This is a genomic window from Virgibacillus sp. NKC19-16 (assembly GCF_021560035.1).
GTDB lineage: Bacteria > Bacillota > Bacilli > Bacillales > Amphibacillaceae > Virgibacillus_L > Virgibacillus_L salidurans.
In genome coordinates this window covers 3,021,704-3,036,532 of record NZ_CP074373.1, presented here as the reverse complement: position 1 = coordinate 3,036,532, position 14,829 = coordinate 3,021,704, and the positions used below count along the sequence as shown (strand labels likewise).

Genomic DNA, 14,829 nt, shown 5'->3' with positions numbered 1-14,829 from the left:
TGGTTACGTTATCGACTAGAACTAATGGCCGATCTAGCAAGGAAGTTAAAAAGGTATTATGAGAGTATTCTGGAAGGAGTTAACAGCTTATTCCAAAGGCTACTTCTTTTTTGTTTTTAATTATCTAAAAGTTTGCATTATTATGGGTCCAGGTATTGCTCACAACCGAACCCGTTCCCTTGTTTGTTATAGATTTTATGGAAACTATTATACTTGAATTTGTGTGATTTCATTGTTTTTAGCTAAGAGCCATAATTTTTAATAAAGGATGAGATAGTATGAATAATGTTCTAAAGAAAATGAGTTCCATTTTTGTTGCTGTTCTGATTACAATGTCGCTGAGCCAATTTGCGGCATCAGCAGACACATCTGATGACGACCTCCCGCCCCAAGAGCCCGGCGTCACCCTCCAGGTGTACGACATGGCGCGGGACCTGTCCCAGCTGTGCACGCTGCGATCGGGCCAGACGCCGAACGTTGACCGCTTGGCCCCCACCATTGATTTCTCGACTGAAGATGACTTTGGTCTGAGCGATCAGTTCATCGCACATGCCCTGGCCAACCTGACCGTCCCAGAAGACGGCAACTACGAGTTTAGGCTCACGAGTGATGACGGGTCTCGCCTGGTGATCGACGGTTCAACGGTGATCGACCACGACGGCCTGCATGAAGCCACCTCTATGACGGAGACAGTTGATCTGACGGAAGGTGTGCATGACCTGAAGGTCGAGTACTTCGACAACACCAACGACAACATCCTGCTCCTCGAGTGGCGCCCACCGGGTGCCGATAACTTCACCGTTGTCCCCACCGAGGTCCTGAGTACCGAGGCCGATGTGGTTCGTGTGACCGCACCGGGAACGAAGTACTGTGAGGACCAAGACGACGAAGCTGGTGACGGGATGCGACTAGACTCGGTTTATCCGGGGTACACGCTCACCGACCTGCGGCCCGATGGGTTTGAGCCGGCGGTGTCGGCAATGGACTGGATGGATGACGGGGATTTAGTCGTGGTAACGTCTGGCTCAGTTAGCCCAGGTGGCTGGGTGGACGATTTCGAGTACGGCGAGGTGTTCGTCCTGGAGGGGGCCACCAAGGCGACAGGTCCCGATGATGTCACGGTCACCCGCGTGGCTACAGACCTATTCAACCCAATGGGTGTCGCGGTGATTGACGACTCGATCTTCGTCTCGGAGCGTGATGGGCTCACTGAGCTCACTGACCCGGACGAAGACGGGTTCTTCGACACTCACGAGCAGGTCGCCACATGGCCGTTCGGCGAGAACTTCCACGAGTTCGCGTTTGGGTTGGAGTACAATGATGACTACTTTTATGTGAATCTGTCGGTAGCAATCAACAACGGTGGCGCTACCACCGACCCGCAGCCTGCGGAGAACCGGGGAACCACGATCAAGGTCGACCGGAACACAGGTGAGGTGTCGTATGTGGCCGGCGGTCTGCGTACGCCGAATGGGATAACGCAGTTACCAGGCGGAGAAATGTTCGCCATGGATAATCAAGGTGACTGGCTGCCTGCCTCGAAGCTGGTGCACGTGAAGCAAGATCGGTTCTTCAACCACTTCACCAACCCTGCGGGACCATTTGACGACCAGCCGGTCACTGACCCGGCCCTATGGATACCGCAGAACGAGATAGGCAACTCCCCCTCAACCCCAGTGCTGCTGGAGGAGGGCCCCTACGCTGGGCAGCTGGTGTTCGGAGATGTGACGTATGGCGGCCTGCAACGCGGATTCCTTGAGGAAGTGGACGAAGAGTTCCAGGGCGCAGTTTTCCGGCACTCAGCAGGACTAGAGGCGGGTGTAAACCATACAACAGTGGGACCAGACGGGGCGCTATACGTTGGCGGGATCGGCGAGGCTGGCAACTGGTCGGAACCAGGCAAGCTACGGTACGGCCTGCAGAAGCTGACCCCGAACGGCACGGACGTGTTCGACATGGTTGAGATGCGGGCTACAGAGGACGGGTTCGAGATCACCTACACCAAGCCTCTCTCGGAAGAGACAGTCAATAAGATCACCGAGGACCCGAATGAGGCGTTTGTCATGGACCACTGGAAGTACGTGCCACGTCCAACGTATGGGGGGCCGAAGGTGGATGAACGCACCCTGTTTGTCTCAGGCGCCGAGGTTTCCGATGATGCCACCCGGGTCACCCTGACCGTTGACGGTCTGGAGGAAGGTCGCGTGGTACATTTGCGCAGCCCACGATCCTTCACCGACACCGAGGGGCAGGAGTTATGGAACACCGAAGCCTGGTACACGCTTAATGCAATCCCGGGGTACGAGTCTCTGGCCGACCAAGGATTCTACGAGGCTGAGGAAGCAACACTGCGCGGCAGCGCAAACGTCGACTGGGAACATAACGGTTACTCGGGCTGGGGCTTCGTGGACAGCCTCGGGTCGGTAGGGGCCTCGGTGAGGTTCGAGGTGCATGCGGACCAGGCCGGGACACACCCGGTACATCTGCGATACGCGAACGGCCCCGACCCCTTCGATGGAACCAAGACGGTGTCGGTGTTGGTCAACGGTACCGAGCTAGAGCCATGGGCCCTAGAGTCGACGGGTGACTGGCAGACCTGGGCGACCGTGATGCGAGAAATGCAACTGGAGGAAGGGACGAACACGATCACCCTGCGTTACGATGAGGAAGACGACGGGAACATCAACCTGGACGCGCTGCAGGTTGGCGACAAGCCGGACGCGTGTGACCACCAGGAATATGAAGAGGGCTACACCGCTCTGTTTGACGGCTCCCTTGAATCGCTGTCGGAGTGGAGGATGGCAGGGGACGGGTCGTTCGGCCGCCAGTCCGACTGCACCCTGCGTACCACTGGCGGCATGGGGCTTCTGTGGCACTCAGGGCACGAGCTGGATAACTACAGCCTCAAGCTCGACTGGAAGCTCATCAAGGACGACAACGGCGGCGTGTTCGTCGGTTTCCCAGACCCAGGTGATGATCCGTGGGTCGCAGTGGACCAGGGGTATGAGATCCAGATAGACGAATCCGACCTTCCCGACCGTACTACCGGATCGATCTACACCTTCCAAGGTGCTGACGCGGAGGCTATGGAGCGAGCATTGGAACCCCTCGGGTCCTGGAACTCCTACGAGATTCGAGTGCAGGGGCAAAACATCCAGGTTTACCTTAATGACGTGCTGGTTAACGACTTCACTAGCACTGAACCCGATCGCGATCTCACCCAAGGTTTCATCGGACTTCAGAACCATGGGGACGGGGAGTCAGTCTTCTACCGTGACGTGAGGGTCAAGGAGCTACCTGATTCAGGACAAGAATATGAAGATGCGAATGCATTAAATGACATCGTTAACCAATACAAAGAATCTGGTGACATTACGAATGACGAAGTGGCTCGTTTATTAAATACGCATTTGACATCTGTAAGTCAATATGAAGAAACTGATCAAGCTGATAAAGTGGTTAAACACTTAAATGGCTTCCTTGACTTGATAGAATACCAAAACCAAGAAGGAACCCTAACTGATCAGGCTTATCAAGAATTAGTAGCAGGAACTGAATATTTAATAGCAAAATGGCAGTAATAAGTTAGGTATTTACCATTCTGTGGCAGGTAAAAATCTGTCGCAGGAGGGGAATATATCGTGTTCCTTTATGAACAAAAATATAACCTAAAACAGACAGGTACATTTATCCTGTCTGTTTTTTTCTCTTAAATAATAACGGAGAACCATATCATAGGTAAATGAGATATTTAGTTTTTTGTCGAAAGGTGAGCCACTCTGATGGATAATACTCCCCTAATGAAATATTAGGGGGAAATCTGGAGTGATCATATTGAGAGATAAACAAAACATTAAACATTATCAAATTATTTTAGAGGGGATTAGCCAAAGGGGCGAACAAATAAGTCGTCTTCCAAAGCCTTCCATCACACCTCTCCTCTACTCGAAAATTTAACACAAACTGTGATTTTTATTGTTTAAACACACAAGTAGTTTTTACTGTTTTATTGATTCCTGGACAAAAGAACAAATAATTTGATAAAGATTTCGATTTGGATCAGCTAAGTAATGATTTTTTCAATAGTTAGTTACATAGCATTCATGTACACCGTTCTTATTAAATCTTTTCTTAATTCATCTCGTAAATAGAGCAACTAACCTTCATAAATCACAGGAATTTTCTTATATGCAGTAATATTTTTGGGTGTTTTCTGCAGGTTTTAGCAATGAAATGTTTAAATGGTTTTCAGTAAATATTTAAAATTTTATTGACTCTTAATGATTTCACAGCTATAATATATGTTAATTTACTTATCATTTAGAAAATTAATAATATAGACATCAAAGTGAGGTCTAAGATATGTTATTGGAAAAAAACGACTCTGTACCGTTATATAAACAGGCGAAAGAATATCTTGAACAGAAGATAGCTTCCGGTGAGTGGGAACATGGATATAAAATTCCTACTGAAAAAGAGCTGTCAGAACTTTTTAAAGTAAGTAAAATCACCGTAAAACGAGCAGTTCTTGATTTGGTTAACAGTGGTCATTTATATCGTAAAAGCGGAAAAGGCACGTTTGTTAATTATCAGGAGAAAACAGATTTATCCGGGCTTGTATCCATACATAATAAATTTGGAGACGAAAAAGAGTATCCGCATAAAACGATAAATTTTAGAAAAATAAAACCAGATGATGAGGTAAGGGAAAATTTAAAGCTGAGAGCGGGTGATAAGGTATATCATATTTCCAGGATTAAACTGGAAGATGGGAAAGCTTCTGTTATTGAAAATTCGTTCATACCCGCAAATATGGTACCAGACTTAACACAAGATGATATAGAAAATGAGCTGCTCTATAATATATTTTCAAAAAAATATGCTCTTCCGTTAGATAAAGCCAAGGTGTTTATCTCAACCAAAGCAGCTGGACAGCAGGAAGCTTCTCTCTTAAATATCTCTATAGGAGCTCAGATGCTCGTATTAGACAGGTTTACAACAGTGAATGAAGAACATGTGATTGAATATTCACAGTTTATGACTGTATTTAAAAATGCAAAATACTTTCTAGAACTCAACCTTTAAAGGTTTTAAACGGAATATAATATTATAACATTATAATATTATATTCCGGTCCAAATTAATCATCATTAGGAGGCTGCATATGCAAATAAGCGAACATCCGGCACTGGATAAAAAGTTTAATAAAGAAGTTACTTTTTATTTTAATAGCCAACAATTGAAAGCGAAAAAAGGGCAAACTGTCGCAGCTGCTCTGATGGCAAACAGCATCCGCAAACTGGGAGTAAGCAGAAAATTGTTTAAAGCAAGAGGACTGTATTGTGCCAATGGGAGATGTACCAGTTGCTTCATGACGATAAACGGGCTCGATCATGTACTTAGCTGCAATACCCTGGTAGAAGAAGGGATGGAAGTGTATTCCAATGATAGCGATCCGGATGTGAGAGGTGAAAGCAATGGAAACTGATTTATTAATTGTAGGCGCCGGTCCTGCAGGGATGAATGCGGCAATAACTGCTGACAAGGCAGGAGCCAGGGTGATATTGGTTGATGAGTCTTTTTCATTGGGTGGTCAGTTAAGGCAACAGTCACAGCGTTTTACCCGACTGCCGAGAAACGTTGAAAAAGATCGCGGTACTGCTTTAGGTGATGATCTAATTAAACAATTGGAAGCATCAAAGGTAAAGGTCCTGAAAAAACATACGATGATTGGCTCTTACTTGAATGAGAATATTGGTGTCACCGATGGAGAAAAGACGTTTGAAATCCAATCACACAAAAATATTATTGCTCCCGGAGCTGCAGAGGAAGCAAAAGTATTTCCAGGCTGGACAATGCCTGGGGTGATGACAGCAGGGGCGGCTCAAATACTAATTAATAGAGAAAGAGTACTTCCTGGTAAACATGCAATTATGATTGGCTCGGATGATTTTTCTCTCGAAGTGACAAGACAGCTTCAAGCATGTGGGGTAACAATAAAGGCTATTGTGGAAGAAAAAGAGCATATCCTCAGTTCAAATAGTGAACGGAGGAGGGATGTGAAAGATGTACCTGTTTATTTGAATAGCCTGATTGAATCAGTAACCGGTAAGGGAGAAGTGGAACAGGTTGTAATTAGGACTCCGGACTGGTTACAGGAAGTTGATGCTGATCTCATTTGTGTTTCAAATGGATTCACGCCAATCATTGAACCTTTTGAAATTCTGAATTGTAATCTTGTTTATCATAAAGAGCTTGGCGGGTGGTTGCCGGAATATAATGCAAATTTCCAAACAAGTAACCCTTCCTGTTATATTGCGGGAAATGCTGCAGGAATTACTTCCATCGGACCAATTCTTTTAACTGGGGAAATTGCTGCAGTTGGCGCTTTGGAAGAACTCGGATTCATTGAACAAAAGGAAGCTGAGGTCCAGAAGAAAAAGTTATGGAAACAATTCTCTGAGCTGGAGAGGGAAGCAAATGAAAAGACGTTCCAGGCACGGTCCGAATTAATGGAACGTTTTTATGGAAAGGTCGAAATGGGTTTACCTGAGGATTTCAGCATGGTTAAAGGAGGGCTGCATAATGGATAAATCGACGATCGTCTGTCGTTGTGAAGAAATCAATATCGATGAAATAGAGACGGCTATTAAAAGCGGAGCGGAATCATTTGACGATATCAAACGTCTCACCAGATGCGGGATGGGACCTTGCCAATCAAAAATATGCCTCCATCCTGTGAGAGAAATTATCTCCAAGTATACTGAAAAGCCCTTGGAGAAAATACGACCATCTAGGATGCGAATGCCTTTAAAACTGACGAGAATGAATGCGCTTGCGGATGATAGTGGAGGCGGCAGTGTCGCATCGGTATTTGGTGAGTCAGTAGAAGATGGTGATTCACATAATGGATAACGTATTTGATGTCATTGTAGTTGGTAGCGGAGTAGTTGGAAGCAGTATTGCCTACCATCTTTCAGAGAGTAAAAAACATGAAATTCTTCTTATAGATAAAGGCTTTCCTTTATCCGGAACATCAGGTTCCACACAGGCTTGGGTTTGGGTCCATAGTAAGGTTCCTTCCTGGTATGGAGAATTGAGCATGTACAGTGCAGAGCTATATCCCTTTCTTGAGAAGAAAATCGGGGATGTGGAATATAAGAGAACAGGTGGGATCGCTCCTTTTTTCAACGAAGCAGAAAGAGAATCTGCATTGAGACTAGCCGAGCAACAGGCGGAAGTCGGGATTGAAATTGATGTATTAAGTCGGGACGATGTGCTGGAGAAAGAGCCAAACCTCTCACCGAATGTAGCTGGAGCAACTTTCAGCAAAATAGATGGGAATGTAAATCCATTCAGACTTGTTGAATTGTATGTGAAAGCTGCTAGGAAAAATGGCGTGCAGTGTTCTTTCTACAATCAGGTTAATGATATTGAAAAATATGGTGATATTTTCCACTTGAAAACATCGAAAGGAAGCTTTCGAGCTAAAAAAGTAGTTCTCGCAGGAGGAGCATGGTCAAAGGAACTGGGAAAAATGTTCGGTGTAGATATCCCGGTTAGGCAGGTTCGAGGACAAATTCTCGTAACAGAACCTCTCCAACCGTTTCTTCAATATACCATTGGCGGAGTTCGCCAGGCAGATAATGGGGAAGTCTTAATCGGCTATTCCAAAGAGGAGGTGGGCTATGACAGAAGATCCACTTTGGATGTGATTCAGCAAACGGCGAGAATGGCAATTGATTTTGTTCCAGCGCTTTCCAAGGCAAATGTTGTCCGTTGTTTTTCAGGTATTCGGGTGATGCCTGAGGATGGACTCCCAATTATTGGCGAAATCCCCAAGATGGAAGGTGCCTATGTAACAGCAATGCATAGTGGTATTACGTTATCACCGCTAGTCGGAACGTTGATGACGGAATTATTGACAGAAGGGGAAACTTCCATTGATCTTTCACGTTACAGTTTGGAAAGATTTGAAGAAGTGCAGCGTAGATAAACGGCTCATATTTATTTAATAATAGAATATCAGAAAAAATGAAGGAGGAAAATAATGGACCCCACAATGGCGATAGTGTTAAGCTCAATCGGTGTTTTAGGTATTGGAGTAGCAATTTCTTTTTTTGTTGGAAGAAGGCAGAAAGGCATTGAAAACTGGAATGTGGGTGGCAGGTCTCTGCCGATGTATGTTGTTGCAGGGAGCCAATTTGCTACCGGTATGGGAGGAGGGGTGCTTGTTGCCCACATCGGTATAGGGTATGACGGAGGTTTATCAGCCATTACGTATAACCTGCTTTACTCTTTTGGTATTATTCTACTCGTAATGCTTGCCGGCTGGCTAAAGAAGCAAAATTTTTCCACGTTACCTGATATTTTTAGGAAGTTATATGGGGAACACAAAATAATGATGAGCGCCGTTACTGTATTGGCTATCGTGGTTCCTTTTGGGTGGCTGTGTACTCAGTTGGTGGCGTTTGGAAATCTATTTACAGAAATAACCGGTCTTTCTTTCACCCTTCTTGTTATTATTTTTGCTGCAATAAGTTTATTGTTTGTTTTACCAGGAGGGTTATCTTCCGTAGCATGGACCGATTTTGTTTTCGGCTGTTTTATGTTGATTCTTGCGGTTGCAAGCGGATTTTACATGTTAAATATGGCAGGTGGCTGGTCGAACATTGTGTCAAATGTTCCTGAAAATTTCGTAGCTTTTCCTGAAGGCATGGGTGCTATAGGTACGACAACTGTGGTACTTTGGATATTTGCCATTTTTCCGGGGGCGCTTACCAATCAAATGTCCTACCAGCGAATTTATGCCGCAAAGGATGCAAAAACTGCAAAACAGGGGTTCATCATTGCAGCAATTGCCGGGGTATTCTCTGGCGTATGGGCGTCCTTCATGGGGATATCCATATTGTCACAAAACGCGGGACTTGAAAATTCTGAGCTTGCTGCAGGCTGGTTTCTAACTCAGATTCCAACATGGTTTCTGGCAATCTACTCAGCATTTATTATTGCTACTATCATGTCTACGGTAAGTAGTGCTGTACAATCTGTAGTAGTAAATATTACAAATGATATTTATAAATCGTATATTAATCCGGAAGTAAAGGATCGGGATCTTGTTAAAGCTTCAAGAGGCCTTTCCGTTTTAATCGTTATTCTGGCAATTGTTTTATCATTGTATTATCCCCAGGCATTGGGATGGTTGCAAGCAACCTACGCTTATTCTGCAGCAGGATTGCTTGTGCCGATATTTTTGGGTATTGCGCTTCGCCGTACGAACTTCCTTTCAAAAAAAGGAGCAATGGGAGGTATCTTTTTAGGGGTGATTGGCGCAGCAGTTGCTCAAATCATAGATACAGCCATACCATATGCTGTTTACGGTGTCGTTGCTTCTTTGGTCGGTTTTATTCTAGTCAGCTTCATATTTAAAAATAAAAGTAATATGGAAAAAAAGGTTGCAGGTCTGTAACTGTAAGATCAAATTTCTGAACATATAATTTTATAAGAATAATCTATAATAATTTATATGTTCCGTATCACATAATAAAAGTAATTTCTGAAAATGAAATTTAACTTTACTAGGGAGGATTCAAAATGGACGCGGAGGTTGGAATCATTGGAGTCGGTACCATGGGTAGCATGGCGGCATGGCAACTTGCTAAAAAAGGCGTGTCAGTGTTAGGATTTGAACAATTTGGGATCGGTAATGATCGTACGGCAGCAGGGGGAGAATCCCGTCTTTTCCGAACTGCTTACATGGAAGGTCCAGAGTATGTGCCTCTCCTCCAGGATGCAAAAGAATTATGGAGACAATTGGAGAAAGAAAGCGGAAATTCACTCTTAACTTTAAATGGCGGCCTAATGATCGGAGAAGCAGAATCTCCTGCAATAAAAACAATTTTAAAAAGTATTTCCGACTTTGACCTAGATCACGAGATCCTGGAAGGAGATCAGGCCAGAAATCGATATCCACAGTTTAAATTGTATGATGACGATCTGGCAGTCCTTGATAAAGACGCGGGATTTATCCGTCCGGAGCTGGCGGTAGTATCCGCATCCCTTTTGGCAATGAAACAAGGTGCTGAAATTAAAAGGTATACGAAGGTAGAGAGTATTACTCCTGAAAGTGATGGGGTGAGTATTACTGCCGATGGGAAAAACTATAAAGTCGGAAAAGTGCTGATTTCTACTGGTGCATGGACATCGAAGCTGATGCCGGAATTAAAAGAACAATTAATTCCAAGAAGGTTGTTATTAACCTGGTTTGCACCAAAGGATCTTACCAATACAGGAGTAGATAAGCTGCCTATCTTTGCCAGAATGCGTGGAAATTTTAGGCTTACAGGAGCTCCTACGCTGGATGGGTCAATGGTGAAGGCTTCTTATACAAAGGATCCGTTGGCTATAGAAGACCCTGCAGAATTGTATAGGGATGTTTACCCGGAAGAGCTGGAAAGAATAAGTGAATCCGTGGATGCTTTGTTGCCCGCTCTATTACCTGATCCTGTAAGGGCAAATGCTTATATGGATGCGTATACTCCCGATGGTCATGCATTACTGGGTGAATTGCCAGGCTGGAAAAATGTAATTGTAGGGAGTGGTTTCTCCGGGCATGGATTTAAGCTCTCACCTGTAATAGGAAAAATTATTTCCGAATTATTGATTGATGGGAAAACTGGAAGTAATATCAGTCATCTGGATCCAGGCAGGATATTGCGGGAAGTGGAGTAATTTGAAAGAATGATTTTACTTCTTAGAAGAAGCGTTCAACTATTTTCTGTACGCAATTTTCAGCACAATGTTGTAATGATGGAGATAGTAGATAAACTATTACCACCATGTATATACACCGAGAAAGAGGATTTAGACTTTGATGAACTCGTCCGTTGGGTTCTTGAAATTATAAAAAAGCGAGCCATTGGAATGCGCTATTCCAATGGCTCGTTATTATTTCGCCTTTTAAAAACCAAGTGGTTCTCTCTCCGCATTCACTGGCTCCATTCTCCGCAAACGGTGGCTTAAAACTCCGTACAGCTGACTCAATCTGTCCACAACACTCATTATTTACTTCTTTCTTTAGCCCTATGAATCACCCGCTCAAAATGGTTTATGAGGTAACTTTATTAAAACTTATTGTGTTAGCAGCTATTTTATTTAGCTTATCATATATACAAAAATACCTAATGAAGAAAGTTGATAGTTTAATATTGATAAATAAAAGAAAAGACGCAAAATTAATTTGCATAATATTACATTAACTGCTAAAATTTTCGTCATATGTAATTACTTTAAATTAATAAATCCAGAACTACCAAGAAATGTGTAATTAGCATAAAAATTATAGATAGCTTGATAGATTATATAGTGCCTGAAAAATAATTTTTACAAATTTAGTAAAATATCAAACTTTGGATGTTAGCAGCTATTTTATTTAGCTCATCACAAATATAGAATTACTTAATAAAAGGAGGTGTTAAAATCGTGAAAATAATAAACTTATCAAGATATATTGCAACAAAGTTAAGATTGTAAAAATGTCAACTTCTTGTGTTAGGAACTCTTTTAATTCAACTTACAAATGTGAAATAGGTAGTAAAGGAATATGCAAAACAAACTAAATACATGGAGGTAGGATGAATCTATGAAAAAACTATTTAGAGTATGGTTAATGATATTATTTGTACTAACGTTGGTATTCCCTGCTTCACTAAGTGTGATTGAAAATGACAAAGTAGAAGCTAGTGAAGTAGAAGCTGATGAAGCAACGGAACTGGAAGTAAGTAGATCAACTTTTTCCCTAACTGAAACACGAACAGTGGAAGTTCAGGCTGATTTAGGTGGAGAGGTGGACCTGGATGAGCTGGAATTTGAGTTTGGCGGAAAAAGTCTTTCTGAATGGAGGAAATGGAGCGGTGGCAGCAACTACGATGGAGAGCAATTTATTAACGTCATAGACGGGCCTGCCTTTGTCAATGATACCACCGAGGTAGAAGCTACGATAGAGTTTGGTCTTCCCTATGATAGAACAAATTTGTCAAATCGTACCATTCGAACGCAGTACCAACAGTTTATAGGTGATTATGAATTAGCGGTCGTCAACCCGGATAATGGGGAAAAGGCTGCGGCTGATGTCGAGCTTAATGTATATGACGAATTTTTATTTTATGATCAAATAAAGCCAGCAATTGATCAAGTATTTGAAGAAGCAGATGCAGCGAATGATCGTTACCTTGAGTACCAAAGCCTGGGTGAGACAGTAGAAGGACGTGACCTTCATTTTGTGATCATGGCGGAAGATGAGAATGCAGTAGATCAGTATTTAAACGAAACGCTGCCTCAAGCGTTGGAAGATCCGAAGAGTTTAATAGAGGAAATTGAAAATGAAACAATCGGTGATTATCAAGTTCCGATTTGGTTTAACAATATTCATCCTGATGAAGTGGAAGGTGTCGATGCTCAGGTTGAATTATTAGAGAAGTTTGCACTTGAGGATGAGATAACATTCAATGTGGATAAAGAAGGTGAAGAAAGAACTGAAACGTTGGATATGGATGAGGTTCTGGATGATGTGATTTTCTTATACATGTTTACCAGCAATCCTGATGGTAGAGTCGCAAATACCAGAGCGAATGCAAATGGTTTTGATTTAAATCGTGACAACCATTATCAAACACAGGTTGAAACACAGCAAGTGAATCAGGCGATTGCAGAATGGACACCACTATCGTTTGTTGATATGCATGGTTATGTTGACGGATTTTTGATAGAGCCAACGACACCTCCGCATAATCCGAACTATGAGTATGATTTGCTTTACGACAATATGATTGAACAGGCTCATAGCATGGGACAATCTGGTGTTGGAAACTCGGATTTTGATTCTTATTTTATTCCGGCACTTGATTGGGAAGATGGCTGGGACGATATGACTCCAGCCTATACGGCCACGTTTGCCATGCTGCATGGATCGTTGGGTCACACCGTTGAAGTTCCATCTTTAGGCCAGGATGGTTACGATGCAATGGTTGGGGCAGGCTTGGGGTCAACCCTTTACGTAACAGAAAACAAGGATGAATTATATAAGGATCAGCTCGAAACCTTTAAACGAGGTGTGAATGGAGAAGATAACCGGGCAGTGGATGAGTATTTTGTGAATGCAGAAGGTGAATCGATTGGGCGGCAAAGGGGAGACTATGATAATTTCTTCCCGGACTACTATGTGATTCCGACAGATGATAAGAATCAAAAAAATAACCTTGAAGCATACAAAATGGTAGATTATCTGCTTCGTAATGGTGTGAAGGTTGAAGAATTAATAAGCAATACGAATGTAAATGGGACAATGTATCCAGAAGGAACATTTGTCGTACCGATGAATCAGGCAAAACGCGGGCTGGCAAATGCCATGCTTTATGAAGGCGAAAATGTATCCGACTGGAATTCCATGTATGATCCGGTGGTCGTAAACTTCCCGGCACTGCGTGGATTTGACATACATGAAATTCGTGAGCCAGGAGTATTTGCAAATACTGCTGAAATCGAAAGTGTGGCAATGCCTACAGGTGAAGTGATTGGAAATTCGCCAAAACAGGTGTTGAAAAACTCCAACAATGACACGATCAAACTAGTAAATGAGCTTCTGCAAAATGGAATAGCAGTAGAAAAAGCGATCGAAACAAAAGCTGGCATAAATAAGGGAGATTTTATTGTCAGTACAGAAGATCTGCAGCAATATAAAGATAACTACTATTTTGAATCCAAACCTGCAGGTACTACACAGCATTTGGAAACAGAAACATTGGAACAGCCGAAAGTTGCGGTAGACGGATCATCTCAATTGGCGTTTTCCTTAAGGGATCTTGGGTTTGAACTTGTCGAGCAAGCTGATGCAGACGTCATTATAAGTGACGGAGAAAACTTTGATCCAGATAGCCTGTCCGGAAAGTCATTTGTCGGTATTGGAGTGAACGCACTTAGTGCCGTAGAGGACAGCGGGGAGCTTCCAGGATTTAACTTTGATAACACAAGAAATGGTCATGAAGGACTGTTTAAAGCAAAAGTCAATGATCACTTGCTGACTTCCGGTTATGAGGAGGATGAGCTTCTTTACTCAACCTCAGGGGCATGGATTACTTCTGTTCCTGAAGATGCAGAAGTATTAGCAACCTTCCATGATAGTGATGATTTCTATGTTGCCGGCTGGTGGCCTGGTCATGAGGCTGCGCAAGGTCAAACACTTGCTTTTACGCAAAAACTTGAAGACACGACCATTACGCTTTTTGCCAATGACCTTGCCTTTAGAGCCCATACTGAACACAGTTATCGTTTCTTAGCAAATAGCATCTTTTCTTCGGAGTCAGAGGAGGACCCAGAGGAAGAGATTGAAAGTGTAGCAGATATGATGAACCTTGTTGAGAGCTATAAAGAAACAGGGGAATTTGCAGACGGTCAGACTGCTCGTTCCTTAAGTGTCCATTTGGTTGCCGTGAACACATACGAAGAAAAAGAATTATACGAAAAAGTTATTAAGCACTTAGAGGGCTTTAAACTATTACTTAACCATCAGAAAAAAGAAAATCTGATTTCAGACAAGGCCTACAATGCTCTAAAAGCTGGTGCTAATTATCTGATTGAACAACGGCAATAAAATTTTAGTAATTAATAAAACACCCCCGTGGCAGATTGTCACGGGGGATTAACAACTAGTTGCTTCAAAGATAGATTATCACATTTCATACCTACCATTTTGATCGTCTTTGGTCCCTAAACCATATAAGATTAAAATGAATTCAATGACTAAGATATTGGAAATTGGTTAGCTTACATTGA

The 14,829-nt window shown here is 43.1% G+C and carries 10 protein-coding genes; all 10 read left to right on the top strand.

Going from position 1 to position 14,829, the window contains the following annotated elements; genetic code table 11:
- Positions 1-278 precede the first annotated feature (278 nt).
- Positions 279-3,581 (top strand): 3-keto-alpha-glucoside-1,2-lyase-like domain-containing protein, encoded by a 3,303-nt coding sequence (locus KFZ58_RS15360; RefSeq protein ID WP_235792167.1) that lies wholly within the window; start codon positions 279-281, stop codon positions 3,579-3,581.
- A 781-nt stretch (positions 3,582-4,362) separates the two neighbouring features.
- Positions 4,363-5,085, top strand: a complete 723-nt coding sequence (locus tag KFZ58_RS15355) for a GntR family transcriptional regulator (RefSeq protein ID WP_235792166.1) — start codon at positions 4,363-4,365, stop codon at positions 5,083-5,085.
- A gap of 79 nt (positions 5,086-5,164) precedes the next feature.
- Complete coding sequence (locus tag KFZ58_RS15350) at positions 5,165-5,488, top strand: (2Fe-2S)-binding protein (protein WP_235792165.1); 324 nt, start codon at positions 5,165-5,167, stop codon at positions 5,486-5,488.
- The gene (locus tag KFZ58_RS15345) at positions 5,478-6,593 is read left to right on the top strand and encodes an NAD(P)/FAD-dependent oxidoreductase (RefSeq protein WP_235792164.1); all 1,116 of its coding nucleotides are present in this window, start codon (positions 5,478-5,480) and stop codon (positions 6,591-6,593) included. The genes KFZ58_RS15350 and KFZ58_RS15345 overlap by 11 nt, the downstream gene beginning before the upstream one ends.
- The gene (locus KFZ58_RS15340) at positions 6,586-6,915 is read left to right on the top strand and encodes a (2Fe-2S)-binding protein (protein ID WP_235792163.1); all 330 of its coding nucleotides are present in this window, start codon (positions 6,586-6,588) and stop codon (positions 6,913-6,915) included. Before KFZ58_RS15345 ends, KFZ58_RS15340 begins: the two co-directional genes overlap by 8 nt.
- Positions 6,908-7,996 (top strand): NAD(P)/FAD-dependent oxidoreductase, encoded by a 1,089-nt coding sequence (locus tag KFZ58_RS15335; protein WP_235792162.1) that lies wholly within the window; start codon positions 6,908-6,910, stop codon positions 7,994-7,996. Before KFZ58_RS15340 ends, KFZ58_RS15335 begins: the two co-directional genes overlap by 8 nt.
- Positions 7,997-8,050: 54 nt before the next feature.
- On the top strand, positions 8,051-9,469 hold the full coding sequence (locus KFZ58_RS15330) for a sodium:solute symporter family protein (protein ID WP_235792161.1): 1,419 nt from the start codon (positions 8,051-8,053) through the stop codon (positions 9,467-9,469).
- Positions 9,470-9,594: 125 nt separating this feature from the next.
- Complete coding sequence (gene solA / locus KFZ58_RS15325; RefSeq protein WP_235792160.1) at positions 9,595-10,731, top strand: N-methyl-L-tryptophan oxidase; 1,137 nt, start codon at positions 9,595-9,597, stop codon at positions 10,729-10,731.
- A gap of 9 nt (positions 10,732-10,740) precedes the next feature.
- Positions 10,741-11,022 carry a hypothetical protein gene (locus KFZ58_RS15320; RefSeq protein WP_235792159.1) on the top strand — a complete coding sequence of 94 codons (282 nt, stop codon included), beginning with the start codon at positions 10,741-10,743 and terminating at the stop codon, positions 11,020-11,022.
- A gap of 619 nt (positions 11,023-11,641) precedes the next feature.
- On the top strand, positions 11,642-14,647 hold the full coding sequence (locus tag KFZ58_RS15315; protein ID WP_235792158.1) for a M14 family metallopeptidase: 3,006 nt from the start codon (positions 11,642-11,644) through the stop codon (positions 14,645-14,647).
- The last annotated feature ends 182 nt before the right edge of the window (positions 14,648-14,829 follow it).